19 protein-coding genes, 1 tRNA gene and 1 pseudogene are annotated in these 24847 nt (G+C 67.2%); 13 read left to right on the top strand and 8 right to left on the bottom strand.

What is annotated here, in order from left to right:
• Positions 1-24: 24 nt before the first annotated feature.
• Together ACPPVW_RS02395 and ACPPVW_RS02390 are read right to left on the bottom strand one after the other, a co-directional pair.
• A complete protein-coding gene (locus ACPPVW_RS02395) occupies positions 25-1746 on the bottom strand; it encodes an ATP-binding protein (RefSeq protein ID WP_426624955.1) in 1722 nt (573 codons plus the stop codon).
• A 51-nt stretch (positions 1747-1797) separates the two neighbouring features.
• On the bottom strand, positions 1798-2490 hold the full coding sequence (locus ACPPVW_RS02390; protein ID WP_018191755.1) for a response regulator transcription factor: 693 nt from the start codon (positions 2488-2490) through the stop codon (positions 1798-1800).
• Positions 2491-2614: 124 nt separating this feature from the next.
• Between ACPPVW_RS02390 and ACPPVW_RS02385 the strand changes: the two genes are divergently transcribed.
• From ACPPVW_RS02385 to ACPPVW_RS02370, 4 genes are read left to right on the top strand one after another with little or no spacing between them, the layout of a single operon-like run.
• Positions 2615-3835, top strand: coding sequence for an NAD(P)/FAD-dependent oxidoreductase (locus tag ACPPVW_RS02385; protein ID WP_426624954.1), 1221 nt, complete (start codon positions 2615-2617; stop codon positions 3833-3835).
• Between the two features lie 49 nt (positions 3836-3884).
• The gene (gene folP, locus ACPPVW_RS02380; RefSeq protein ID WP_426624953.1) at positions 3885-4781 is read left to right on the top strand and encodes a dihydropteroate synthase; all 897 of its coding nucleotides are present in this window, start codon (positions 3885-3887) and stop codon (positions 4779-4781) included.
• Positions 4774-5529, top strand: a complete 756-nt coding sequence (locus tag ACPPVW_RS02375) for a pyrimidine reductase family protein (protein WP_426624952.1) — start codon at positions 4774-4776, stop codon at positions 5527-5529. The genes folP and ACPPVW_RS02375 overlap by 8 nt, the downstream gene beginning before the upstream one ends.
• Entirely contained in the window at positions 5526-6389 is an 864-nt protein-coding gene (locus ACPPVW_RS02370; RefSeq protein ID WP_426624951.1) for an aminoglycoside phosphotransferase family protein, read from the top strand. The genes ACPPVW_RS02375 and ACPPVW_RS02370 overlap by 4 nt, the downstream gene beginning before the upstream one ends.
• 72 nt (positions 6390-6461) lie before the next feature.
• On the opposite strand, the gene ACPPVW_RS02365 is transcribed toward ACPPVW_RS02370, so the two are convergent.
• The 3 genes from ACPPVW_RS02365 to ACPPVW_RS02355 are packed head-to-tail and all read right to left on the bottom strand — an operon-like array spanning position 6462 to position 10314.
• Positions 6462-8105 (bottom strand): DNA repair helicase XPB, encoded by a 1644-nt coding sequence (locus tag ACPPVW_RS02365; protein ID WP_426624950.1) that lies wholly within the window; start codon positions 8103-8105, stop codon positions 6462-6464.
• Positions 8106-8111: 6 nt separating this feature from the next.
• Complete coding sequence (locus ACPPVW_RS02360) at positions 8112-9962, bottom strand: helicase-associated domain-containing protein (RefSeq protein ID WP_426624949.1); 1851 nt, start codon at positions 9960-9962, stop codon at positions 8112-8114.
• A 22-nt stretch (positions 9963-9984) separates the two neighbouring features.
• Positions 9985-10314: a hypothetical protein gene (locus ACPPVW_RS02355; RefSeq protein ID WP_426624948.1), complete on the bottom strand. Its 330-nt coding sequence runs from the start codon at positions 10312-10314 to the stop codon at positions 9985-9987.
• 56 nt (positions 10315-10370) lie between these two features.
• Between ACPPVW_RS02355 and ACPPVW_RS02350 the strand changes: the two genes are divergently transcribed.
• Both ACPPVW_RS02350 and ACPPVW_RS02345 read left to right on the top strand, forming a co-directional pair.
• Entirely contained in the window at positions 10371-10751 is a 381-nt protein-coding gene (locus tag ACPPVW_RS02350) for a cold-shock protein (RefSeq protein WP_426624947.1), read from the top strand.
• Positions 10744-11712 carry a DUF3027 domain-containing protein gene (locus tag ACPPVW_RS02345; RefSeq protein ID WP_426624946.1) on the top strand — a complete coding sequence of 323 codons (969 nt, stop codon included), beginning with the start codon at positions 10744-10746 and terminating at the stop codon, positions 11710-11712. Before ACPPVW_RS02350 ends, ACPPVW_RS02345 begins: the two co-directional genes overlap by 8 nt.
• Here ACPPVW_RS02345 and ACPPVW_RS02340 read toward each other — a convergent pair.
• Together ACPPVW_RS02340 and serC are read right to left on the bottom strand one after the other, a co-directional pair.
• Positions 11662-11907 (bottom strand): DUF2530 domain-containing protein, encoded by a 246-nt coding sequence (locus ACPPVW_RS02340; RefSeq protein ID WP_426624945.1) that lies wholly within the window; start codon positions 11905-11907, stop codon positions 11662-11664. The genes ACPPVW_RS02345 and ACPPVW_RS02340 overlap by 51 nt on opposite strands.
• Positions 11908-11923: 16 nt before the next feature.
• A complete protein-coding gene (gene serC, locus ACPPVW_RS02335) occupies positions 11924-13039 on the bottom strand; it encodes a phosphoserine transaminase (protein ID WP_426624944.1) in 1116 nt (371 codons plus the stop codon).
• 132 nt (positions 13040-13171) lie between these two features.
• On the opposite strand from serC, the gene ACPPVW_RS02330 reads away from it, so the two are divergent.
• The 6 genes and pseudogenes from ACPPVW_RS02330 (at position 13172) to ACPPVW_RS02305 (ending at position 18313) form a co-directional block, all read left to right on the top strand.
• Positions 13172-13861: a metal-dependent transcriptional regulator gene (locus tag ACPPVW_RS02330; RefSeq protein WP_426624943.1), complete on the top strand. Its 690-nt coding sequence runs from the start codon at positions 13172-13174 to the stop codon at positions 13859-13861.
• A gap of 222 nt (positions 13862-14083) precedes the next feature.
• Entirely contained in the window at positions 14084-15025 is a 942-nt protein-coding gene (locus tag ACPPVW_RS02325) for a C40 family peptidase (protein ID WP_426624942.1), read from the top strand.
• Positions 15026-15399: 374 nt separating this feature from the next.
• Positions 15400-15897: an HNH endonuclease gene (locus ACPPVW_RS02320; protein WP_426624941.1), complete on the top strand. Its 498-nt coding sequence runs from the start codon at positions 15400-15402 to the stop codon at positions 15895-15897.
• A gap of 39 nt (positions 15898-15936) precedes the next feature.
• Positions 15937-16008, top strand: a tRNA-Arg gene (locus ACPPVW_RS02315).
• A 248-nt stretch (positions 16009-16256) separates the two neighbouring features.
• Positions 16257-16451 (top strand): annotated as a pseudogene (locus tag ACPPVW_RS02310) (nuclease-related domain-containing protein); the annotation flags it as partial.
• Positions 16452-17078: 627 nt separating this feature from the next.
• Positions 17079-18313 (top strand): IS3 family transposase gene (locus ACPPVW_RS02305; protein WP_426624940.1). Its coding sequence is split into 2 segments (ribosomal slippage): positions 17079-17388 and positions 17388-18313, totalling 1236 coding nucleotides; the frame shifts between segments, so codons are not numbered across the junction.
• Between the two features lie 114 nt (positions 18314-18427).
• Here the strand turns inward: ACPPVW_RS02305 and ACPPVW_RS02300 are convergent.
• The gene (locus ACPPVW_RS02300; protein WP_426624939.1) at positions 18428-22369 is read right to left on the bottom strand and encodes a phosphoribosyltransferase-like protein; all 3942 of its coding nucleotides are present in this window, start codon (positions 22367-22369) and stop codon (positions 18428-18430) included.
• Positions 22370-23248: 879 nt separating this feature from the next.
• Here ACPPVW_RS02300 and ACPPVW_RS02295 point away from each other — a divergent pair.
• A complete protein-coding gene (locus ACPPVW_RS02295; protein ID WP_426624938.1) occupies positions 23249-24841 on the top strand; it encodes a phospholipase C in 1593 nt (530 codons plus the stop codon).
• The last annotated feature ends 6 nt before the right edge of the window (positions 24842-24847 follow it).

Raw genomic sequence — 24847 nt, 5'->3', positions numbered from 1 at the left:
GGTCACGCGCTGCTCTGCCGCTGTTCAGGCGCTGGCGCGTGCGGCCTCCGCCGCGCGGTCGGGGTCCGCCAGCGGCAGCGACACCCGGAAGGTCGCACCCCCGCCGTCGGTCTCCACGACCTCCACGGTGCCACGGTGGGCGACCACGATCGACGACACGATCGCCAGGCCCAGGCCGCTGCCGCCGGTCTCGCGGGCGCGGGAGGTGTCGGCGCGCCAGAAGCGCTGGAAAATCTTGTCGCGGATCTGCGTCGGGATGCCCTCGCCGTGGTCGCGGACCTCCAGCAGAGCGCGGTCGGCGCGGTGGTCGACCTGCACCGCGATCTCGATCGGGCTGTCCTCCGGGGTGTAGCGCAGCGCGTTGCCCATCAGGTTGGTGACGACCTGGCGGATCTTGTTCTCCTCCGCCATCACGATCGCGGGCTCCGCAGGTGGGGCGGCGACGACGACCCTCTCGGTCGTCGTCACCGCGATCGGCCCCGTGGTGCCGCGGCGACTGCGGTTGCCGCGGCGGAGGCGCGCCAGCGCGGAGCCGGCGAAGGCGATCGGGCCGGTAGCGTTGGTCGGGCGGGAGGCCTCGTCGGGGATCGTATACGGCACGGTGTCCACGCCGGGCTCCGCGGGTTCTGCGGGTTCCGACGATGCCGGGGCCGGCACCGGGCTCGGCGTGAGCACGGTGACGACGCGGCCGGGCGAGCCGGCCATCGCGTCCATCGCGGCGTCCCTGGCGATCCGGACGAGGTCCACCGGGTGCACTTCGAGCGGCTTGGTCTCGTCGAGGCGCGCCAGCTCGAGCAGATCCTCGACCAGGAGGCCCATGCGGATGGCCTCCTTCTCGATGCGGTCCATCGCCTGCGCGACATCCTCCGGGGTCTGCAGCGCGCCCATCCGATACAGCTCGGCGTAGCCCCGCACCGACACCAGCGGCGTGCGCAGTTCGTGGGAGGCGTCGCCGACGAACCGCCGCATCTGGTCGATGGTGCGGGCGCGGTCGTTGAACGCACGGTCGATGCGGTTCAGCATGGTGTTGAGGGAGCGGTTGAGCCGCCCGACCTCGGTGTTCGGCGTCGCCCCGCCGAGGCGCTGGCTGAAGTCGCCGTCCGCGATCGCAGCGGCGGTCAACTCCACCTCGCGCAAAGGCGAGAACGTCGTCGTCACCAGCATTCGGGTCAGGCCGGCGCCGACGATGATGACGATGACGCCGAAGCCGAGGAAGATCGCCAGGAAGGCGGCCATCACCGTGTCGATCTGGCTCGTCGTCGTTGCGATGATCACGGTCGCGAGCTCGCCGGTGCCGGCGAAGGTCTGCGTCGTGACGAGGGCGCGGTACGACGTCCTGCCGTCGTTGCTGAGCAGCGGGTAGCCGCCGACGGGCATGGCCTTGGCCTCCGAGAGCGAGAGGCTGCTCGGGATCGCCGGCCTGTGCGCGAACGGGATGTTGGTCCAGTTCGTCTTCACCAGCTTGCCGTTGGAGTCGTACAGCGCCGCGAAGTAGTCCGACGGGCTCGCGTCGGTCGCGATCTTGTCTTGATCCGACGACGAACCGTACAGGTACGTGTTGACGTACGTCGCACCCGACGCGGCCGAGAGCTGCGCGTCCAGCTGCTCGAGCAGCACCGGCTTCAGCATCGACATCGTGCCGATCCCGGTCACCAGCAGCCCGAGTGTCAGCATGAGCACGGTCACCCCGGTGATCTTCGTACGCAGGGAGATCGCGTTCCAGCGGTCGAGCAGGCGTGAGTGCATCAGGCCGTCAGTCTATGCAGTGGAGGCTGTGCCGCGGATGTGCGCGGCAGGTCACGCTTTGGCGGCCTTGAGCATGTACCCGAACCCGCGCTTGGTCTGGATGAGCGGCTCGCTGGAGTGCGCATCCACCTTGCGGCGCAGGTAGGAGATGTACGACTCCACGATTCCGGCGTCGCCGTTGAAGTCGTACTCCCAGACATGGTCGAGGATCTGCGCCTTGGAGAGCACCCGGTTGGGATTCAGCATCAGGTAGCGCAGCAGTTTGAACTCGGTCGGGCTGAGCTCGATGGGGGTGTCGCCCACGAACACCTCGTGGGTGTCCTGATCCATGGTGAGTTCGCCGGCGCGGATCACGGCGTCTTCGTCGGCCTGCATCGTGCGGCGCAGGATGGCCTTGATGCGGGCGACGATCTCGTCGAGGCTGAACGGCTTGGTGACGTAGTCGTCGCCGCCGACCGTCAGCCCGGTGATCTTGTCTTCGGTGTCGTCCTTGGCGGTCAGGAAGAGGATGGGCGCGGTGTAACCCGCGCCGCGGAGTCGCTTGGTGACGCCGAATCCGTTCATGTCCGGGAGCATGACGTCGAGGATGATGAGGTCGGGCTCCTCTTCGAGGACTGCGGAGATCGCCTGAGCGCCGTTGCCGACCGCGCGCACGGCGAAGCCGGCGAAGCGGAGGCTGGTGGTGAGGAGATCGCGGATGTTCGGCTCGTCGTCGACGATGAGAATGCGGGGTCCTGCGTTCATGCGAATCAGTATCTGCGCGTCCGCTGAATTCTAGCTGTGAGCCGACGGTGCGCGGTGCGTGTAAGGGGCTGGCGCGGGCAGTGTGAAGAGTGGATGCTGAAAGAACCAGCGATCGGAGCACGACATGTCCCACCCCACTGTGGTCATCGCCGGAGGCGGTCTGGCCGGAGCCACGACCGCTGTCGAACTGCGCGAGCGGGAGTTTGCCGGCCGCATCCTGCTGCTCGGCGCCGAGACGCACCACCCGTACATCCGGCCCCCGCTCTCCAAGGAGTACCTGAAGGGGGAGGCGCCGTTCGAGGACGCCACGGTGAAGCCGGAGGACTGGTACGCCGGCAACCAAGTGGAGTTCCTGCCCGAGTCGGAGGCCGGCTCCTTCGACCCGGGTGCGCACGAGCTGTTCGTCACCGGCGGCGCCAGGATCACCTACGACAGCCTCGTGCTGGCCACCGGCGCGTCCCCTCGGCCGCTCGGCGTGCCGGGCAGCGGTCAGGGCGCCGTCTTCACTCTGAGAACGATCGAAGACTCCCAGCGGCTGCGCTCCGCCCTCGAGGTGGGAGGCCGCCGGGTCGTGATCGCGGGTTCCGGCTGGATCGGACTGGAGGTCGCGGCGGCCGCTCGCGGCTACGGCAACGAGGTCACCGTGGTCGGGAGGGCGGCGGTGCCGCTCGGGTCGGCGATCGGCCCGGAGCTGGGCCACGTGTTCGAGACGCTGCACCGCGACCACGGCGTGGAGTTCCGCAGCGGCGCGCACGTGGTCGCGGTCGAGGGCGGCGACGAGCACACGGTGGTGCTGGCGTCCGGGGAGCGCATCCCGGCGGATGTGGTCGTGGTGGGGGTCGGCGCTGCACCGAACACGCTCGTCGCGGAGCGCTCCGGCCTCGCCCTCGACAATGGAGTGCCCACCGACAAGGGGATGCGCACGGTCATCGAGGACGTCTACGCGGTCGGTGACGTCGCGAACCCGTTCCTTCCGGCGATCGGTCGGCGTCTGCGCAACGAACACTGGGCCAACGCGATCGCGGGCGGCACGGTCGCAGCGCGCGCCATCGTCGGTGAGGACGCGAGCTACGACGACATCCCGTACTTCTATTCCGACCAATACGATCTGGGCATGGAGTATTCGGGCTATGCGCCGTTGGCGACCGGAGCGGACGTCGTCTTCCGCGGAGACGTGGAGGCACGCGAGTTCATCGCCTTCTGGCTGCGCGACGACCGCGTGGTCGCCGGGATGAACGTCAACGTGTGGGACGTGCAGGAGCAGATCCAGCGCCTCATCCGCGCCACGGAGCCGGTCGACCGCCAGCGGCTCGCCGACGAGAGCGTCGACCTTGCCGCCCTCTGAGACGTCCGAGCGATCCGGGACCTCCGAGCATTCTGAGACCGACTACGCCATGTACCTCCCGCCGCTCCGCATCCCTGTGCGCACCATCGGCGCCCGCACGTTCGATTTCTCCCGGCGGGTGGCCGTGATGGCCGTGGTGAACCGCACACCTGACTCCTTCTTCGATCAGGGGCGTACCTTCGCGCTCGACGCAGCTGTCGCCGCGTGCTTCGACGCGGTGGAGGCGGGCGCCGACTGGGTGGACATCGGCGGGGCGCCCTTCGCACCAGGGTCGCCCATCCCGGCCGCCGAGGAGGCCGACCGCATCGTCCCCGTCGTCGCGCAACTGCGCGCCGGCTCCGACGTCGTCATCTCAGTGGACACTTTCCACGCGGCGGTCGCCCGCGAGGCGATCGCGGCCGGCGCGACGGTGATCAACGACACCACGGGTCTCAGCGACCCCGACCTGGCCCGCGTGCTCGCCGACAGCGAGGCGACGCTCGTGCTCACCCACAGCCTCGCGGCCCCGCGCAGCGTCTACCCGCGGCCGGCGTACGACGACATCGCCGGCGAGATCGCCGCCTTCCTGCTCGAACGGGTCGAGCGCGCGAACGCCGCGGGGGTGCCGGAGGAGCGGATCATCCTCGACCCCGGCCACGACCTCAACAAGAACACGCTCCACTCGCTCGAGCTGACTCGTCGGCTCTCCGAGATCGCCGACCTCGGCTATCCCACGCTCGCCGCGGTCTCCAACAAGGACTTCATCGGCGAGACCCTCGACGCGGCGCGCGCCGAGCGCCGCGACGGCTCGATCGCGGCCGCCGTCGTCGCGATCGTCAACGGAGCCCGCATCATCCGCATGCACGACGTGGCGGGTTCGGTCGCCGCGGCACGCATGACGGAGGCCATCCTCGGGCTCCGCGAGCCCGCCTACCTCAAGCACAACATGGGCGACGTGAATGACTGAGGCCGCGATCGACAAGATCTTCCCGCTCCCGGCAGAGGAGGGCGTCGGAGACGCCCGGATCGCCGAGCTCTACTCCGCGAGCGCCGAGCCCACTTGGCTCCGCGTGAACTTCGTCTCCAGCATCGACGGCGCCGCCACCCGGCAGGGGCTCTCCGGCGGCCTATCGGGCGACGCCGACCACCGCGTCTTCGACATCCTGCGCAGCCTGTGCGACGTCGTGCTCGTCGGGGCAGGCACCGTGCGCGCGGAGGGCTACGGTGCCATGCGCGTCGACGAGGTCTCGCAGCGCGCCAGACGGGAGGCCGGGATGACCGTGCACCCCGTCTTCGCGATCGTCTCGGCGAGCCTCGACCTCGACCCCGCCAGCCCGATCTTCCACGAAGCGCCCGAGCGACCGATCGTCGTCACGACCGAGCGCTCCCGGCAGGACACGCGGGAGGCGCTCGCCGAGGTGGCCGACGTCCTGATCTGCGGCGAGGAGCGGGTGGAGCCGCGTCAACTCGTGGAGGGGCTGGTCGCACGCGGACTGTCGCGCATCCACTGCGAGGGCGGCCCGCACCTGTTCGGCGACCTCATCGCGGCCGGCGCCGTCGACGAGCTCTGCCTGACGATCGGCGCGACGCTGGAGGGCGGGGTCGCCTCGCGCATCTCCGCGGGCGCCGCGCCGATCCTCCCGGTCGGCATGCGACTCGCGCACGTCCTCCAGTCCGACGGAACCCTGCTCCTGCGGTACGTGAAGCGCGGATGACGGACCGCCCCCTCATCGACGCCGCGCTCGTCCGCCGGCTGGTCGACTCCCAGTTCCCGGAGTATCGCGGGCTGCCCGTCCGGCCCGTGGAGCTGGACGGCTGGGACAACCGGACGTTCAGGCTCGGCGACGACTTCAGCGTGCGCCTGCCGAGCGCCCGCGGTTACCTCGAGCAGGTGGCGAAGGAGCACGAGTGGCTGCCGCGGCTCGCACCACGGCTTCCGCTGCCGATCCCCGCGCCCGTCGCGAAGGGAAAGCCGGGCGCGGGGTATCCGTTCCCGTGGTCGGTCTACCGCTGGCTGCCCGGCATGCCGTTGACGCTGGCGGGCGAGGTCGACGAGATCGCGCTCGCCGAGGACCTCGGCCGCTTCCTGACCGCGCTGCGGGAGGCCGAGGCCGCCAGGGGTCCGCTGCCGGGCACCCACAACTTCTTCCGCGGCGACCCTCCCGGTGTGTACCGGGATGAGGCGATTGCGGCGATGTCCGCTGGAGCGAGGGACATCGACCCGCGCCGCGCTCGACGGATCTGGGATGCGGCCGAGGGCTCGCGCTGGGATGCGCCCGCGGTGTGGTTCCACGGCGATGCGGCGCCCGGCAACCTCCTGGTCCGCGACAGACGCCTCGCGGCGGTGATCGACTTCGGGACGTCCGGCGTCGGGGACCCCGCCTGCGACCTGGTGCCGGCGTGGACGATGTTCGACGGCAGCGCCCGTCGTGCCTTCCGCGATTCCGTCGCACTCGACGATGCGACCTGGGCGCGCGCCCGCGGCTGGGCGCTTTGGAAGGCTCTCATCACCGTCCGCGACGCCCCCGACGACGTCCCCGCCCGCCGCACCCTCTCCCGCCTCGCCGCCGACTGACGCCGAAGGGCACGTCAACGCCCTTACAGGTCAGTTTTAGGGGCGTTAAGGTGCCCTTCGAGGGAGGTCAGGTTACGCCACGGCCAGCGCGTGCGCGTCCAGGATGGTGTACGAGTAGCCCTGCTCCGCGAGGAAGCGCTGGCGGTTCTGCGCGAAGTCCTGGTCGACGGTGTCGCGCGAGACCAGCGTGTAGAAGTTCGCGGACAGCCCCGACTGCTTGGGACGCAGCAGGCGGCCCAGACGCTGGGCCTCCTCTTGACGCGACCCGTAGGACCCGGATACCTGGATGGCGACTGTCGCTTCCGGGAGGTCGACCGAGAAGTTCGCGACCTTGCTGACCACCAGCACCGGCGTCGTCCCGACGCGGAACTCCTGGTACAGCCGCTCCCGCTCGTCCACGGGTGTGGCGCCCGTGAGCTGCGGAGCGCCGAGCGCTTCGGCGAGCTCGTCGATCTGGTCGAGGTACTGGCCGATCACCAGGATGCGCTCGCCGGCGTGCCGGTCGACCAGTCGGCGCACGACCTCCAACTTGGCCGGGGCCGTCGCGGCCAGACGATATCGTTCGTCGTCCGCCGCTGCGGCGTAGCTCAGCCGGTCGGAGGCGGGGAGGTCGATGCGCACCTCGAAGCAGGCGGCGGGGGAGATGAAGCCCTGCGACTCGATCTCCTTCCACGGCGCATCGAAGCGCTTGGGACCGATCAGGCTGAACACGTCACCCTCGCGGCCGTCCTCGCGCACGAGGGTCGCCGTGAGCCCCAGCCGGCGTCGCGCCTGCAACTCCGCCGTCAGCTTGAACACCGGCGCGGGTAGCAGGTGCACCTCGTCGTACACGACGAGGCCCCAGTCCAGCGCGTCGAGGAGGGCGAGGTGCGCGTACTCGCCCCTCCGCTTCGCCGTGAGAATCTGGTACGTCGCGATCGTGACCGGCTTGACCTCCTTGACCTGGCCCGAGTACTCGCCGATCTCCTCGGCGGTGAGGGACGTTCGCCTGAGCAGCTCGTCGCGCCACTGCCGCGCTGACACGGTGTTGGTCACGAGGATGAGCGTCGTCGTCTTGGCGGTGGCCATCGCGCCGGCGCCGACCAGGGTCTTGCCCGCGCCGCAGGGGAGGACCACGACGCCCGAGCCGCCGTCGAAGAAGTTGCTGACGGCCTTGCGCTGGTAGTCGCGCAGCGCCCAGTCGCTCTCGTCGAGGTCGATCGGGTGCGGGGTGCCCGGGGTGTAGCCGGCGAGGTCCTCCGCAGGCCAGCCGAGCTTCACGAGCTCCTGCTTGAGCTGGCCGCGCGCCCAGGCCTCCACCGTGAAGGTCGTCTCGTCGCGGCGCTCCACCAGCAGCGGCGCGATGCGCTTGGCGGTCGCGACCTCCAGCAGCACCGCCCGGTCGGGGGAGCGCAGCAGCAGTGTGCCCTCCGCGTCCCGTTCGATGACGAGGCGTCCGTAGCGCGACACGGTCTCGGAAACGTCGACGGACACCGTCTGCGGGATCGGGAACTTCGAGTACTTCTCCAGCGTCCCGAGCATGTCCTCGGCGGTGTGTCCGGCCGCACGCGCGTTCCACAGCCCCAGTCGGGTGATGCGGTAGGTGTGGATGTGCTCGGGAGCCCGCTCCAGCTCGGCGAAGACGGCGAGGTCGTGACGGGCGTCCGCCGCCGAAGGGTGCGCGACCTCGAGCAGGACGGTGCGGTCGCTCTGGACGATCAGGGGGCCATCGGACATGACCGTTCAGTCTACGCTGCGCAGACCCTTGACGCTGGAGAGGGGCAAAGTCCGCTCGATGTCCGCAGCCCGGTCGCGGCCGCGGAGCCGTCCGCCGCCGATGCCCGTCGGCTCGAGCAGATAGTCGACCAGGCGGCCGTCGGGCATCGCCACCTGGACGATCACGGTCTGCCGTGCGCGCACAGCCTGATCGAGCTGGCGGGCGAGCCACTGCTCTCCGGCGTCCGCGTCGGCGGCGTCCTCCCTCCGCAGCCGGGCGACCAGCTCGGCGTCCGGGTCACGCGCCTCCACCGCGGCACGGGCGGTGACGGTGCGGCGCCGCGGCGTCACGGCGGCCCCGGAAGCGTCTTCGGCGACCACGGGGTAGCGCGCGTCGCTCAGCGCCCAGAACACGACGTCGCGCGGGAACCGGCTCGACAGCGTCGTGTCGTCGACGCGCACCAGCCGCAGCTGCGAGAGCGACTGGTCGACCGCGATCGTGCCGAGCAGCATAGTGTCGTCGGAGCGCACCACCCCCCGCCCGTCGTTCGCGCCACGCACGCGCACACGGCCGTGGCGCTCGACGGCGTCGGAGATGAGGTAGTCGAGCGGCTGGGGGACTCCGGTGAGGGAGACAGCGGCGAGGAAGTCGTGGATGCTCCCCGCGGTCTCACCAGCCGTCACCGCCCGGGCGACGGAGGCCGCCGAGAACCGGAACGTGGAGGCCAGCGCCCGGCTCTCCAAGTCGGCCATCGTGCGCAGCCGCGACTCGACCTCCGGAGCGAGCGGGCCGGGGGAGATCACGGTCAGGTCGTGCTGGAGGTAGACCTTCGAGACCTCGGCGGGGAAGTGGGCGACCATCGCGTCCGCCGCGGCGGCCGGTCCTGCCTCCAACAGGGCCGTTCCCGCACTGCTCGGGAGGCGGCGGGCGGTGATCCCCAGGAGCTCGGCCTCCGCGACGCGCTCGGCGATGCGCTGCTGCGCCTCGGTCGCCGACGCCGGGTAGAGCCAGGCGATGTGCGCGCGCAGGCTGTCGTCCCACCGCGCCCGGCTCCGGGAGGCGAAGAGGGCCGACAGATCGGCAGGGAGCGCGGCGAGCCAGGCGGACGCGAGGGCTCGCCAGCGGTCCGGGGTCGTGGCGTGCTGCCAGGCCGCCGCATCCGCACTGGGGAGCCACAGGCCGTCGGCTACGGCGGCCAGACCGGCACGGCCTGCGACGGACAGGATGGTCGGAACCGCGGTGGTATCCACCGCCAGCGCTTCCGCCAACCGTTTGGAGGCCGGGAGCGCGAGCCCGCCCTTCTGCAGCTCGCGCGCCCCCTCGCGTCCGAGCTCCGCGAGCAGCTCGGATACGCTCGCGACCGCCTCGAACGCGCGCTCGGCCGCCAGCCGGTCGATGGCAGGGAGGTCGGCCTCCGCCGTCACGGGCGAGAGCGGGGGAGGCGCGGTCGCGAGGACGGACTCCGCGCGTGGGAGGCCGCCCTGCCGACCGGCATCCAGCCGCGCGGTGACGGCGTCGTAGGGCGCGGCGCCTCCGTCTGCAGGGTGGACGAGCAGGAGGCCGCTGAGGGCGGCGAGGGCGGCCGCAGTGTGCCGGGCGCCGGTTCCGGCGGTCGCCGGGTGCTCGCCGAGGCGTTCTGCGAGCCACTCGGGGGAGCGTGCGTCGTCTTCCCGGCCGAGCACGATCAGGGCGGCGAGCTGGAGGCGGTCGAGGGGAGCGAGCGCACGCTGCACGGCCTCCGGATCGAGGAGGGCCTCCGCGAGATCGAAGAAGTCGGAGATGCCAGACCGCCGCACCGGGCGCGCGCGCAGGGCGGCGACGAGTTCATCGTCCGGCATCGCGCGCAGTCGCGCGGCCAGAGCGGGCGTCGTCGTCATCGCGCTGGTCCGGCGGGCCGCGTCAGCGCCGGCCCTTGGGCCCGGTCTTCGGCTTGGTCGACGCAGCGACGGCTGCGGCTCGGGTCGCGGCCTTGGCCGCCCTGCTGCGCTGCCGACCGGTGATGACGATGAGCGCGATGAGCAGGAGGAACGCGATCGGCAGGGCGATCAGCGGGAAGAGGAAGACCACCGGCCATAGACCCTGGCCCGATCCCTGCTGTGGCATTCCGCCCGCTGCCGACCCGATGAGGATGGCCGCGATGCACACCAACGACACGACGACGAGCGCCGCCACGATGTACGAGAGCACGCGTTGGAGCCGGGATGTCGGGGGCGGGGTCTGCTGGGTCACGAAATCAAGGATAATTGAGGTTGGTCATTCGATCCCCCATGTGAAGTGAGGTTCCCATGCCTACCGGCAAGGTCAAGTTCTACGACGAGGAGAAAGGCTTCGGCTTCATCAGCGCCGATGACGGCCAGGAGGTCTTCCTGCACGCCTCGGCGCTGCCCGCCGGTGCCGTGGTGAAGGCGGGATCCCGACTCGAGTTCGGCATCGCCGACGGCAAGCGCGGGGCGCAGGCGCTCTCCGTGCGGGTGCTGGAGGCCCCTCCGAGCCTGGTGAAGATGAAGCGCAAGTCGGCCGACGACATGGCGATCATCGTCGAAGACCTGGTGAAGCTGCTCGACGGCATCGGCGGCAACCTGCGCCGCGGCAAGTACCCCGACAAGGCGCACGGCGCCAAGATCGCGGCGGTGCTGCGCCGGGTTGCGGACGACCTGGATGCCTGACGACGGGAGGAGCGACGAAGCCGTGGACGGCGAGCAGATCGGCGGCGAGCAGATTGGCGCCGAGCAGATCGGCGGCGATGCCGTCGAGGGTGCGATCGGCGACGACGTACAGGTCAGCGACGGCGACGTGAGAGACGCTGACGTGAGCGGCGGCGGTGTGACCAACGGCGAGGTGTCCGATCGCGGCGACGGCGCCGAGGTGAGGGATCGCGGCGACATCAGCGACCTCGTCGCGGCCGTTCCGCTCGCGCGCGCGGCGCTGGCCGAGATCACCCCGGAGGCCGCCATCGGCGAGCCCCTCGGGCACATCGTGGAGGCCGAGGACGTCGTCTCCCTGCTGTTCGCCTCCACCCTCGCCGGCTACCCCGGCTGGTACTGGACCGTCACCGTCGGTCGTGCCGACGACGGCGCCCAGCCGACCGTGCTGGAAGCCGAGCTGATGCCCGGCGACGACGCGCTCCTCGCGCCCGACTGGGTGCCGTGGTCCGAGCGGCTCGCCGAGTACCAGGCCGCTCAGGAGGCGCTCGCCGCCGAGGCCGAGGAGGCCGGAGCCGAGGGCGACGACGAGGACGGCGGCGACGACGAGGACGTCGAGGACGACTACGACGACTACGACGAGGACGACGAGGACGACGAGGACGACGAGGACGACGAGTCCGACGATGACGACTCCGACGACGACCACGACCACGACATACACGACCTCCTCGGCGACGACGACCTCGACGGGGTCGACATCGACTCGGTCGACGTCGCCTACGACGAGGACACCGACGTCGACCCGGAGCTCGACCTCGCGTCCGAGGAGGCCGCGGCGCTCGCGGACGACGACGGCGCGGAGGACGTGGACGCCGACGAATCGGACATCGACGAATCGGACATCGACGATTCCCCCGACGACGCCGACGACTCAGCGGTGGCGTCGGGCGCGGGCGATGCTGAGGTAGGCGAAGCCGACTAGGCCGAGCGCGATCCCGACGATCACCGTCCAGATCCACCAGCGGCCTCCCGCGGCGGTGATGGGCGCGGCGAAGACGAGGGTCGGGATCAACGCGATCACCCAGATGCCCAGGCCGACGAGCACGGCCCGCCGATCGTCCGTGGGAGCGGGGACCGGATCGGGTCGGCGCTCGTCCTCACGCAGCCACAGCCGCACGGTCGGCCCCTCCCGATCAGCCCAGTCGCTCGACCACGTACTCGACGCAGCCGATGAGCGCGCGGACGTCCGCCGGCTCGATGGCGGTGAACGTGGCGACGCGGAGCTGGTTGCGGCCGAGCTTGCGGTAGGGCTCGGTGTCGACGATCCCGTTGGCGCGCAGCGTCTTGGCGACGGCCGCGGCGTCGATCGCGTCGTCGAAGTCGATGGTGACGACCACCTGCGAGCGGTGCGCCGGGTCGGCGACGAACGGCGTCGCATAGTCGACGCTCTCGGCCCAGGTGTAGAGCGCGTCCGACGACTCCTTCGTGCGCGCGTCGGCCCAGGCGAGACCGCCGTTCGCGTTCATCCACTCGATCTGGTTCTTGAGCAGCACGAGCGTGGCCACCGCCGGGGTGTTCAGCGTCTGGTCGAGGCGAGAGTTGTCGATCGCGTTCGCGATGCTGAGGAACTCGGGGATGTAGCGGTCGCTTGCGGCGATGCGCTCGACGCGCTCGATCGCCGCCGGCGAGAAGAGCGCGAGCCAGAGACCTCCATCCGACGCGAAGTTCTTCTGCGGCGCGAAGTAGTAGACGTCGGTCTCCGTCACATCGAAGTCGACGCCGCCCGCCGCGCTCGTCGCGTCGATCACCGTGAGGGCGCCCGCGTCGCCGTTCACGCGCTTCACAGGTGCCATGACGCCGGTGGAGGTCTCGTTGTGCGGCCAGGCGTAGACGTCGACGCCGGCCTCCACCTCGGCCTCGGCCCGCGATCCAGCGGCCGCCTCGATGACGCGGGGCGCCTGCAGCCACGGCGCCTTCGCCGCCTTGGCGAACTTGCCGCCGAACTCGCCGAAGACAAGGTTCTCGCTGCGCTGCTCGATGAGCGAGAACGCCGCGGCGTCCCAGAAGGCGGTCGAGCCGCCGTTGCCGATGACGACCTCGTACCCGTCGGGGAGGCGGAACAGGTCGGCGAGACCCGAGCGGACCCGGCCCACCAGGTTCTTGACCGGCGCCTGTCGGTGGGAGGTGCCGAGCAGCTCGGCACCGGGGCCGGCGAGGTGGGCCACCTGCTCGGGCCGCACCTTGGACGGGCCGCAGCCGAATCGTCCGTCGGCGGGCAGGAGGTCGGTGGGAATGGTCACGTCCGGCATAACTGAAGTGTATTGGCTGTTGAAACCTGAGGCAGCCCGCCGCCGGCGCTTACGAGTCGCGGTCACCTCGCTGTCATCCGCAGCAAGTAGGCTCATACGCGCATATTCGCGCGCCGGCACGTGGAGGGGTTCATGACCGACCTGATCGACACGACAGAGATGTACCTTCGCACCATTCTGGAGCTGGAGGAGGACAACATCGTCCCGCTGCGCGCCCGCATCTCAGAACGCCTGGGGCACTCCGGACCGACGGTCTCGCAGACGGTGGGGCGCATGGAGCGCGACGGTCTCGTCGTCGTCTCCGGCGACCGGCATCTCGAGCTCACCGACGACGGCCGCAGGAAGGCCGTGCACGTCATGCGCAAGCACCGTCTCGCCGAGCGGCTGCTCAGCGACGTGATCGAGCTCGAGTGGGAGTACGTGCACGAGGAGGCCTGCCGCTGGGAGCACGTGATGAGCGAGCAGGTGGAACGCAAGCTCCTGACGATTCTCGGCCATCCGACCGAGTCACCGTACGGCAACCCGATCCCGGGGCTCGGCGAGCTCGGTGCCCCCGACGCGGCCTCCACCGAGAACCTGGTCAACCTCGTCGACGTCGTGCGCGGCAGCGATTCTGAGGTGACTGCCAGAATCCGCCGTCTGGGCGAGCCGGCCCAGGTCGATCCCGAGCTGCTCCTCCAACTCAAGCAGGCGGGTGTCTTTCCCGGGTCGACCGGCACTTTCGCCGCAGCGGGCTCGTACGTGTCCGTGCAGATCGACGGCTTCGAGAACGGGCTGGAACTGCCGAACGAGCTCGCCGCGCACATCTTCGTCGACGCGTGATCGCCGTTACCGATTCGTTAGAAAACGCGTCAAACAATGTGACAAATCGCGGGCCGTCCCGTAGTCTCTAACGAGTCCGAACGGGTCAGAAGCCGGCCCATCAGGACCCTGACCGGGACGTTCCAACCCCTCCGAGACCTGTCTCCCGGCCGGTGAAGCCGAAAGCTAACGCATCGGACAGGGGCAGCTCCCTAGTGCTGCTGGAGCGCAGGAGGATGCACTTTGGCACACTCTGGTACGCCCGATCCTGCCCAGGACCGAGCCCCTCAGGACCCGGACATCACCTCTTCGACCCGGTCGACCGCGTCCACAGCCGTCGATCTCGTGTCGCGACAGGGGCTGCGCACCGCGAAGGCCCCGTCGTCCGCGCCGCGCGCACCGAAGCCGCAGCCCGCGCCATCCACCGCTGTCGCCGCCGTGACCGCGGGGGCCAAGCCCGCCGCGAAGAAGCGCAAGGGCGGTTGGGTGCTCAACGTCGCCGTCATGACCGTGGCGACGGGCATCATCGCCACCATGTCGATCCCGGCTTTCGCCTTCAACCCCGCCGGCGCGGAGTCCTCCGCCTTCGGCCCGACCGCGGCCGACGGCATGAAGAAGGCCCAGGCGCAGTCCGTCGAGGTCGCCGAGGGAGTCGCCGCGTCGGAGGTGAGCCGTGACGCCGCAACGGCGACCAGCCAGCAGGAGCTCGACGCGCAGAAGGCCGCCACGGCGGCAGCCGCCGCAGCGGAGGCCGCTCGCCAGCGCGCGGCCGCGTCGTTCGCAAGCTACGCCAGCTACAGCGGTCCGACCGTCTCCGACTTCCTCGCCAAGCCGCCCTACCCGAGCTTCAGCTTGTCGCAGGTGTTCTCGGTGGCGCAGCAGTACATCGGCGTCCCCTATGTCTATGGAGGCGCCACCCCCGCCGGATTCGACTGCTCGGGCTACGTCATGTACGTGTACGCCCAGTTCGGCATCTCGTTGCCGCACTCGGTGTCGGGCCAGGCGGCGATGGGCAAGCGCATCTCGATCCAGGACGCGCAGCCGGGCGACATCGTCATCATGCCGGGCCACGACGGCTTCTACGCGGGCAACGGCAACATCATGGACGCTCCCGACTCGGGCCGCTCCATCTCGATCCGGCCCATCTGGACCAGCGACTACTACATCGTCCGTCTGGGTATCTGACGGCCGAATCCGCGGTGAACACTGCGGATCACGCTCAAGGGACTGGCGTGCCACGAATAGGTGGCGCGCCATTTCTGCGTTACTCTGTTGCCCTGGCGCAGTGCCAGGCAGCCGTGCAGATCGGAGAATCCGATGGCCGAGTCGACCCGAGTGAGGTCACCGCAGGTGGCCACCGGGGGCGAGAGCGGCCTCCACTCGGAGGATCGCGAGAGTCGCCTGCCGTCGCCTCGCCGCGACTTCCTCGCCTGCCGCCACCATGTCGAGGCCTGCCACCGCCACTACGTGGTGTGCCGCCACCATGCCGCCGTCTTCCAGGGCGCTGTCCGTTCGGACAGTGCCCTTTTTGTTTGCCTCGTACACCCGAAAGGTCGCAGATGAAGACTCTGGTCCTCAACGCCGGCTACGAGCCACTCGCGGTCGTCTCCTTCAAGCGTGCAATCGTGCTCGTCATCAATCAGAAGGCCACCGTGCTCGCGAGCGATGCGAATCACCCCGTCTGGAGCATCTCCGGACGGTACGACCGCCCGTCGGTGATCCTGCTCACCCGCTATGTGCGCATCCCGCACGGCCGTGCGGTGCCGGTCTCCCGACGCGGGGTGCTGCGACGCGACGGCCACCGCTGCGGCTACTGCAGCAAGACGGCGACGACCATCGATCACGTCCTCCCGCGCTCCCGCGGCGGGGCGGACAGCTGGGAGAATCTCGTCGCTTGCTGCCTACGCTGCAACAACGTCAAAGGCGACCGCACCCCGGCCGAGATGGGCTGGACGCTGAAGCTCACCCCACGAGCCCCGCACGACAGCTCCTGGGTGGTCCGCGGCGTCGAGGGCGCCCAGGCGGAGTGGCGTGACTACCTGAGCGTGGCCGCCTGACGGCACCCCGACGCGGCCTCCGGTAGGCTGAGAGCGCTGGCCTCTGTAGCTCAATGGAAGAGCTGCTCCGTCCTAAGGAGAAGGTTGGGGGTTCGAGTCCCTCCAGGGGCACATTTTGGGTGTAGCAAAATTGCTGGTCACGGGGGCGATTTTAGGTAACGCGAAAATCGCGTGATTGGGCTTTCGGTAACGAACTCGATAGCGCTTTCCGCTGCAGGTTTCGTACGCGGCTATTGACCCCATGCACACCCCCGAAGGCGAATCACGCGATGCCTGTGTTGACGATTCTAGGCACAGCCACCGACGGTTTCGCCCTGTCTTAGCGGCGTCACTTCTCCTTCGCGACCCACCGGACTGAGCGACAGGTTCCAGGGAGCTTAGCCCTGCTTTCTGCGGCGGGCTACTCGTTCCTTCACGATCGCGGTTGGCCCGGGTCGAGATCGCGCGCTCAAATCGACCACGTGCTTGTCGGGCCGAGGGGTCTATTTGTGGTCGACACAAAAGCATGTCTCTGTCAAGCTGGTCCGGCGCAGTTTCAACGGCCCGTCCCGTAGCTGCGGTGCGGCCGGCACCGGAAAGACAGTCGTTGGTCTTCATCGTGCGGCGTACCTCGCGCGATCGCAAAGCGGCAAAGTTCTCGTTACCTCATGTGTCCGGACGCTGCCGGATGTCCTCGGCAACCTGCTCGCGAGGCTGGCTCCAGACGCCGTCGGTCGAGTGGATTTCGCGGGCGTGCATGCATTTGCCCTCCGGCTTCTCAAGCAGCGGGGGAGCCGCACGAACGTGAAGCCAGCAGAGACGTCGCTCGCGTTCACATCTGCCTGGCAAAAGATCGCCGGAGGCGGCCCGCTCGCGCTTCTCGATCCGAACCCGAGGTATTGGGAGGACGAGATTAGCAAGGTCATCAGGGGTCGCAACATCGGCCTAGCAAGCTTGGCGACTGGCGCAATGAAGAGCACGCATCCGTGCTCGCGCAGTGGCTGGTCAGCATGGCCAACAAGTTCGCCGAGATTTTCCCTGCCTACCTGTGACGCTCGACCGCGGACTGCGCTCATGTCACAGTTCTCCAGGCTCCTCACCCCCTCTCGTGCTCTGGCGGGGGAACGTAGATGTCGGGACTTGACCCCTGGTCTTGGACACGCTGATTCCAGCACGGTGCTGGGGAAGCGAGAATTCAAGGGATGGCTAGGAAGAACTACACGGACGATTTCCGGCAGCGGGCGGTGGACCTGTTCGAGTCGACGCCGGGTGCGACGCTGAAGGGCATTGCGGTCGACCTCGGGATCTCTCGGGGCGCGTTGAAGGATTGGGCTGACAAGCTCGGCAGTGGGGCCAGGATCGATGCCCAGGCGTTGCCCGTGCCGGGTGTCGGCCCGGAATCGCAGGCGGCGCGGATTACCCGGTTGGAAGCCGAACTCGCGGCCGCGCAGGCCGAGTCCCGAAAGCTTGAGACGGAGCGAGACATCCTCCGTCAGGCGGCGAAGTATTTCGCCGGGGAGACGAACTGGTGAACCGCTTCCAGTTCGTCCAGGATCACAAGGACGCCCACGGCGTGAAGCGGTTGTGTGAGGTCATTCGGGTCGCCCGGTCCTCGTTCTACGCGTGGCTGGCCGCAGCCCCGGGACGCGCTGCGCGGGCCGAGGCAGACGCGGTGCTCGCCGACCGGGTCCGGGTGGTGCAAGACCCTCAGCGGGGCGGCGACCGCGCCTACGGAGCCCCACGGGTTACCGCGGAACTCAACGACGGCGTCCCGGCCGGTGAGCGGGTCAATCACAAGCGGGTCGCCCGGGTGATGCGCGAGCACCAGCTTGCCGGGATCCGGCTGCGCCGCCGCGTGAAGACCACGATCCCGGACCAGTCCGGGCGCCGGTTCCCCGACCTCATCGGGCGGGACTTCACCGCCGAGAACTCGAACCGCCGTTACGTCGGCGACATCACATACCTGCCCATCGCCGACGGCGCCAACCTCTACCTCGCCACGGTCATCGACCTGTGCTCACGGAAACTCGCCGGCTGGCAGATCGCCGACCACATGCGCACCGAACTCGTCGAAGACGCTCTCCGGGCCGCGGCGCGCGACAGGGGAACACTCGCCGGAGCCGTTTTTCACAGCGACCACGGGTCGGTCTACACGTCGAACGCCTACGTGAAGCTCTGCAAGAAGCTGCGCGTGGTCCAGTCGATGGGCGCGATCGGTTCGTCCGCCGACAACGCTCTCGCCGAGTCGTTCAACGCGTCACTGAAACGCGAGCTCCTCGAGGGCCGGACCGCGTTCCCCGACCAGGCCACCGCATACCGGGCCGTGTTCCGGTGGGTGAATCGCTACAACACCCGCCGACGCCACTCAGCGATCGGGAACATCAGCCCGAACACCTACGAGACCGCCGCACACGCTACCCTCGCGGAAGCGGCATAAACCAAAACGACACCGTGTCCACAATCACGGGTCAAGCCCCGCCGGCGGACCACCCCTGCCCGGTATTCCGGCTAGGGGTGGTTCTCCCGCAGCGACATTGGTTCTAACTGAGACTCAGGTCGCCCTTTCAAACAGCGGAATCCACGGTTGCCCGGACACCGTGCCGGAACGCCAAAAGATAGGCGCGACATTGTTCGGGCAATTGAACTCGAACAGAGTCAGAAGGGCTCGGCCACCGTAACCCAGTGGATTGTTCGGCATCAGAGCCCGACCGATCGAGGAGGTGATGTCTTCGGCGTCTTCGCGTTCCTTAGCTGTGTCGAAAACGCCCGACTCTGGATTGAACGGGCGAAATCTGTCGCCAAGGTAAGTTCCCCAGGCGGCTTCGATCGTCACGGGCCCGTCTGAGGCAGGCAAGTCGTCGACATCGGATACGACGCTAGCGCCGACTACCACATTGATCCGCTCGGCCCAGTCCTCACCCATTTCGCCGATGATCTCAAGAATTGACGCCATCTCGCCCCGAAGGTGGGTGCCAGTGCCCGCATAGTCGTCCAAGAGAAAAAGAACCGCTGAGTTCTGGCCTCGAAGTCTCTCGGGGATCAGGGACGGCTTGATAATGTTCGCCTTCTTGACCCTCAAGGCTTTTGCGAGTGCGCTCGTTGTGCCCTGCGTGCTGTCTCCTGGGACGCCATGATCAATCAGGAACGCGTTTCGCAATGCTTGATTGTTGGCTTCCCGAACGAACTGACGCGCTGCACCCAACTCGTTGACTGCCGCCGCAAGTCTTGGCAGCTCTATGTTTTGGAGACGTGTCGAAGTGAAGTATCCGTCGAATACCATTCGCCTCAGCATTTTGAACGCTAGGTATTGCCGGTAGTGATCACCGAATTGCTCGAGCCACGCTCGAATGCGGATCTCAGTCACGTGCTCGCCGCGATATCGGAGCTGGCGAGCGAGCGCAACGAGATCGGAATCTGTGATCATTCTGACTGTCGCAGTCGCGTGTTTGGATGTGGCGTATACGCCATCCAATGCCCGTCCCCCTGCTGCAAGCAGCCATATTCCCACCAGGGGAATTCCGATTAGCAGACTGTTCGCAGACGGCCCTGGCCTCAAGACGTCACGTGCCGCTAGAGCTGCAATTGCTTGATTCAGCTCGTCGGTGGTAGCAGTTTGAATCCAGCTCTGTGCAACGCGTGTTACTTCTTCAGATGCAGCCGGTGCTAGTGTTTCACCGCCACATCGAGCGACGGAACGAATGATTGCGCTTGCCACGATTGCGGATCGTGCAGTGTGGTCCAAACCCTTCGAACCGTCTGCCCAAAGGTGGATGAAGTGTGAGTCTGAGGCCTCCCGCGCGACCGAGTTGGCGGCGTCGTCGATATCGCTTGATGTTACGACTGAGCGAGATCGTTCACGCATTGTCTGCCACAAGCGTTGAGCGAGGAGAGTTTCGTAGTAAGGATTGCCGGCGCAAAGGTAGTGAACGCGGTCGATTGCGTCGCTGAGCCACTCCAAGCGGTCAGCAGTGGGTGTCTCCAGCAGTTCGGCGGTCGAGGCGCGAGAGGGGAAGTTGGTAACTGAAACCGGAACTACCTGGTTGAGCTTGTGCGCCTGCGCTTGAATGATCGATGGCAAGATCTCGCTTCCTACGACGATCAAATTGAGCCACGGTTCGTCTACCAGTGACCGCAGAAACAGAAATAGAGCATCGGCCTGGGGTCCGCTGATCAAATGCTGCGGTAATTCGTCGAAATCGTCGATTGCGACGATGACCCGAGCATCTGACGGGAGTGCCCTGGCCGCTGCCCTCAGCCAACGGTTCGCGGCTCTAGCGAAGTTGCCGGATTCGTCCACGTGGACTTCGCCCAGTTCGTCGAGACAACTATCGTAGACGGCTTGGGCGGCGTCAAGGATCTCGTCAAGCAGGGCGTATACCAAGTCGCCGGCCGATTGGTCTTGACCGAGAGCTCTGCCGAGTGGGAGCAGGCTTCCAGCCCATCCGCGAGTCTCCCTGATGGAGCGCAGGAGAACTCGAGTCAAGGAGGTCTTGCCGACTCGCTTATGGCCTGTTATGTATGCCGATGCTTTGCCTGCGATGAGGGCATCAAGCGACGCCAGATCGGCCGCTCGGCCGACCAATCGTTCTGGCTCGGAGATAGTTCCAAGGCTGAACGGATTGACGTCACTATCCGTCCACGCGACCGGCATTTGATCCTCTGCCGGCAACTGTTGCGTGCCTCCGAAGGACTGGAGGAGTGGATCTGTCCACTGAAGGTGGCATGTGAGTTGAACAGCCCGCGGCGAACTTCCGGTTGCGATTGTGGTTACTACAATCTCCGCTTGTGCCCCAGGCCCGAGGGCATCCAGGCGCGCCGTGGTATCTATCGCGAGTTGCTCCTCTACGACTCGAAGTGTGATCGATTCGGCGGTCGCATTTCCGGAGTTGGTCACGATAAACGGGATCCGGATCGGTGAGCCCGCTGCCGCGCTAAATGGCACTTTCGACGTGGAAAGCTGAGCTGCAACCTCAGGACGCGAGATGTCTCCAAGACGGGTCGCTGCGCGACGGGCTTCAGCGATCGTAAGTTCGACGAGTGGTGCCAAGAAGTCCTGGAGCACATCGCTACCTGACGCGGCAACTGCGGCCCCAGCAGCGCCGAGAGCGTCCTTCAATTCACGCAGATCTCGATGATTCGTGCCCTCCGCCCTGACTAGGCGCTCGGCGTCCTGTGCAAGTTCAAGGCACTCAGAGAATAGAACACCTTCGGCTTCGTCGAGGAACTCAACAAATTCATGAGATGCCTCTCGAAGCGCTCGCGCAGGCGTTCCGCCGTCGCGCGCAGCGAGGTAGAGCTTCTGTGTCGACTGCTTGAATCTTGAGACGACGGCCGAAGCCGCTGTTACCGTGCTTCGGCCGTCGCTTGCGTCTAAGTGATATCGCTCCGACCAGAGCGATCGAAGTGCTGCCTTATCCCGGTTCGCATAGCTTGCGAGAGCCGCCTCGTGCCCGAGATCCGCTACGAGTCGGGTCGTGTAGGCACTGAGGGCTCGACTACTCGCGAGATCACTAGCAACGAAGTCCCCGATCGCTCGTTCGAGAAGAAGCTCGAGTAACTCAACGTCGTCAGGAAGACACTTGTTCAAGAAGACACAGGCAGACGTTGAGGACCGTCGAACGTCGGGTGACTCCTGGCTCTCAATAGCGGCAAGCTCAACCACCAAGCGCAACCAATTCCACGAACGGATCGCATCGGCGCCGCTCGTTGGCCCCCATTTGTCGTCGATTTTGGCCAACAGCTCGTCGACCTCTGAACGAGCTACGAGATACTCGCCCTCGCGAAACGCAGACCACGCGCGAGCAATTGATGCGGGTGATGCTGCCCGTATTTCTGCAGGCTTCCAGTTTGCAGTGGCAGCTACGAGAGGATCTGGCGTTGTCGAGAAGGCTATCGACAGCCAACCAGGGAGCGGATGGGTCGGCATTGACTTGTCCATCTCCCTCGAGGCGCGTACGTGAGGGCGGACTCTTTCCGCGGTGCTTACCCGACGTTCGCCTAGCTCGCGCGCGAACTGCTCCATCAGCGACGTGAACTCGGCAGCCGTTACCCCGACTGTCTTCTTCCAATCGTTGTCGGTTACCTTAGGACCAGCGAGGCGAGCTCGAATCGCAGCGACCTCGGCTCGCTGACTACTGTTCGGGTTCGGTAGTGCGTCGAAGACCTCCTCCGCTGAAACAGCCAAGCAAAGCCTCTGCGCAGGAGCGAGACCGGGGACACTAACGCTCGCCTTGAGGTGTGCTCCGAATCGGAAGAGAAATCGACCAAGCAATTCGCGAGATCGCGATTCCATTGCGTCCTCGAGAGCGACTCGCGCTAGAAGCAGGCCGAGCTTAGCCTTTTGCTCGCGCGGAGCATGGTTGAGGGCCTCGGTCAGTTCGGCTGAAGTTGCGTTCGAATATTCGCGTGCGAGTCGGGTCAGTTCTTCACCGAACGCCTTGGCCCGATTGCGAATGAGAAGGCGTGCAGATTCGCCGAGTTCATCAAAAAGCATGCACTCACACTATGTCTCAGCACGCCAAGTCACGACGCCCCAATCTGGGCGCACAGCTCGATGGACGCGAAGCACCAGTCTGATCGGCATGGACCGACAAGTCTGCCTTGCTATGAAATCGTGTACGCGGCAAGGGCACCGTCTGTGCCCGAGGCCGAGTTGAAGGTGAGGCGCACTCCAGCCAGCAGTTCTGCTCACAGTTCGCAGAACGCGCCCATCCCGGGACACCCTCGTCATCAGATCCCTGGCCGGCACTCGGCACGAAATACGTCCCCAGCGGGCAAACCCCGCGGCTGCAGACGCACCACTCTCTGACCCTCAAGTGTCACCGATGTCCTGAGGCAAAAGTGTCAGGGATGTCCTGATACACCACGTGTCACGGGTGTCCTGATGCAGTTTCGTCAGCATGTCCTGATACATCACAAAGCACAACCCGCCGGACCGAGGTCCAGTGCCCACAACTGGGGAAGATCCAGCGAGATCGTAACGGTCTCTTTTCGTTCAAAAAGCCCGGAATTCCGCGGATTTTGTGCCGAAGAAACAGGCCTTAAACCCTTGTGATAGTTTTCGAGTCCCTCCAGGGGCACCGTCGATGGTCGGTGAATTGCTGGTCACAACCGTGGGCCGTTCCCCGTCGTGCCTCAGGCAGGGCCGATGCGCCGAGCGCCTGGTGGCGGCTCGCCCGTCTCCTCCAACCGTTCGGCAGATAGAGCGGCAACCGCTTCGATGGGCGAGAGGTTCGGGTGGAGAGGGGAGTGTTCCCCTGACGGTCATCGCGCCGTCACCGGAAGGGACTGGCACCCATTCGCGGGCGGTGGCACAGTGGGGGTCGGTCGCGGGATGCGCCCGTGACAGCCGACTCGCCGAGGAGAACGCCTGGTGTTCACATTCAAGATCCAGCACGCAGCGGCCGCCGTGGGTGCGGCCGCTCTCATTGCTGCCGGGGCCGTCGCTCCGGCGGTCGCATCCGCTCATTCGGACGACGGCGGCCGGCCGGCCGTCAGCGCGACGACGACGCCGATCAAGCACGTCGTCGTCATCTTCCAGGAGAACGTGTCGTTCGACCACTACTTCGCGACGTACCCGAACGCCGCCAACCTGGCCGGCGAGACCCGGTTCACCGCGGCCGCGAACACTCCGACCATCAACGGGCTGAACGATCCGCTGCAGGCGCCCAACAACCCGAACTCGGTCCAGCCGTTCCGGCTCAGCCCGAGCCAAGCGCAGACCTGCGACCAGGATCACACCTATACGGATGAGCAAAAGGCGTTCGACTCCGGCCTGATGGACAAGTTCGTCGAGACGGTAGGCCGCGGCGCCGGCACGTGTGTCGACTACGGCAAGGGCACAGGCCTGGTCATGGGGTACTACGACGGGAACACCGTCACCGGCCTCTGGAACTACGCGCAGCACTTCGCGATGAGCGACAACTCGTACAACACCACCTTCGGTCCCTCCACTCCCGGAGCCCTCAATCTGGTCTCCGGGCAGACCCACGGTTTCGCCACCACATCCCCGGCGGTGAGCGCGAATGCCACGGTCGTGGGCGACCCGCAGCCGGCCGGTGACAAGTGCGATACGCGTGACGTGAGCACCTCGACGGATGCGAAGAACAAGAACATCGGCGACCTGCTGAATGCCAAGAACGTGAGCTGGGGATGGTTCCAGGGCGGGTTCCGCGACTGCGCCGCCACCAGCACCACGACGACCGGCACGCCCGTCACCTCCAAGTCCTACATCCCCCACCACGAGCCGTTCCAGTACTACGCCAGCACCGCCAACCTGCAGCACACCCCTCCGGCGTCCGTCGCCGAGATCGGCCACAACGGTCCGGCCAACCACCAGTACGACCTGACCGACTTCTGGTCGGCCGTGGACGCGAAGAGCATGCCGGCCGTCAGCTTCCTCAAGGCCCCGGCCGCGCAGGACGGCCACGCCGGCTACTCGAACCCGCTCGACGAACAGCGCTTCGTGGTCGACACGATCAACAAGCTCCAGAAGACGCAGGACTGGAAGAGCACCGCGGTGATCCTCGCCTACGACGACAGCGACGGCTGGTACGACCACCAGATGAGCCCGATCGTGAACCAATCCAACGACCCCGCGCTCGACGCGCTGGCCGGCGGCGCCAACTGTGGCACCAACCCGGCGAACATCCTCGGCGGCTATCAGGACCGGTGCGGATACGGTCCGCGGCTGCCGCTCCTGGTGATCTCGCCCTACGCGAAGAGCAACTTCGTTGACCACACCACCACCGACCAGACCTCCGTCCTCCGCTTCATCGAGGACAACTGGAGCACGGGCCGGATCGGGAACGCCTCGTTCGATCAGAAGGCGGGCACGCTGAACAACATGTTCTCCTTCTCCGGGCATGGCGATGGTCAGGGCGACGGCAACGGCGAGCACGGCGGGGGCAACGGATCGCGGACGCTCTTCCTCGACCCGAAGACTGGACAGCCCGTAAGAGGTTGATCCATA

This window comes from Leifsonia sp. McL0607, from assembly GCF_049993355.1.
GTDB lineage: Bacteria > Actinomycetota > Actinomycetes > Actinomycetales > Microbacteriaceae > Leifsonia.
Note: the sequence above shows the minus strand (reverse complement) of the source record. Positions and strands in the feature narration are given on the sequence as shown.

Bases quoted from the DNA above. Each gene is read 5' to 3' on its own strand.
- ACPPVW_RS02395 (WP_426624955.1), bottom strand. From the start codon at position 1,746: ATGCACTCACGCCTGCTCGACCGCTGGAACGCGATCTCCCTGCGTACG.
- ACPPVW_RS02390 (WP_018191755.1), bottom strand. From the start codon at position 2,490: ATGAACGCAGGACCCCGCATTCTCATCGTCGACGACGAGCCGAACATC.
- ACPPVW_RS02385 (WP_426624954.1), top strand. From the start codon at position 2,615: ATGTCCCACCCCACTGTGGTCATCGCCGGAGGCGGTCTGGCCGGAGCC.
- folP (WP_426624953.1), top strand. From the start codon at position 3,885: ATGTACCTCCCGCCGCTCCGCATCCCTGTGCGCACCATCGGCGCCCGC.
- ACPPVW_RS02375 (WP_426624952.1), top strand. From the start codon at position 4,774: ATGACTGAGGCCGCGATCGACAAGATCTTCCCGCTCCCGGCAGAGGAG.
- ACPPVW_RS02370 (WP_426624951.1), top strand. From the start codon at position 5,526: ATGACGGACCGCCCCCTCATCGACGCCGCGCTCGTCCGCCGGCTGGTC.
- ACPPVW_RS02365 (WP_426624950.1), bottom strand. From the start codon at position 8,105: ATGTCCGATGGCCCCCTGATCGTCCAGAGCGACCGCACCGTCCTGCTC.
- ACPPVW_RS02360 (WP_426624949.1), bottom strand. From the start codon at position 9,962: ATGACGACGACGCCCGCTCTGGCCGCGCGACTGCGCGCGATGCCGGAC.
- ACPPVW_RS02350 (WP_426624947.1), top strand. From the start codon at position 10,371: ATGCCTACCGGCAAGGTCAAGTTCTACGACGAGGAGAAAGGCTTCGGC.
- ACPPVW_RS02345 (WP_426624946.1), top strand. From the start codon at position 10,744: ATGCCTGACGACGGGAGGAGCGACGAAGCCGTGGACGGCGAGCAGATC.
- serC (WP_426624944.1), bottom strand. From the start codon at position 13,039: ATGCCGGACGTGACCATTCCCACCGACCTCCTGCCCGCCGACGGACGA.
- ACPPVW_RS02330 (WP_426624943.1), top strand. From the start codon at position 13,172: ATGACCGACCTGATCGACACGACAGAGATGTACCTTCGCACCATTCTG.
- ACPPVW_RS02320 (WP_426624941.1), top strand. From the start codon at position 15,400: ATGAAGACTCTGGTCCTCAACGCCGGCTACGAGCCACTCGCGGTCGTC.
- ACPPVW_RS02300 (WP_426624939.1), bottom strand. From the start codon at position 22,369: ATGCTTTTTGATGAACTCGGCGAATCTGCACGCCTTCTCATTCGCAAT.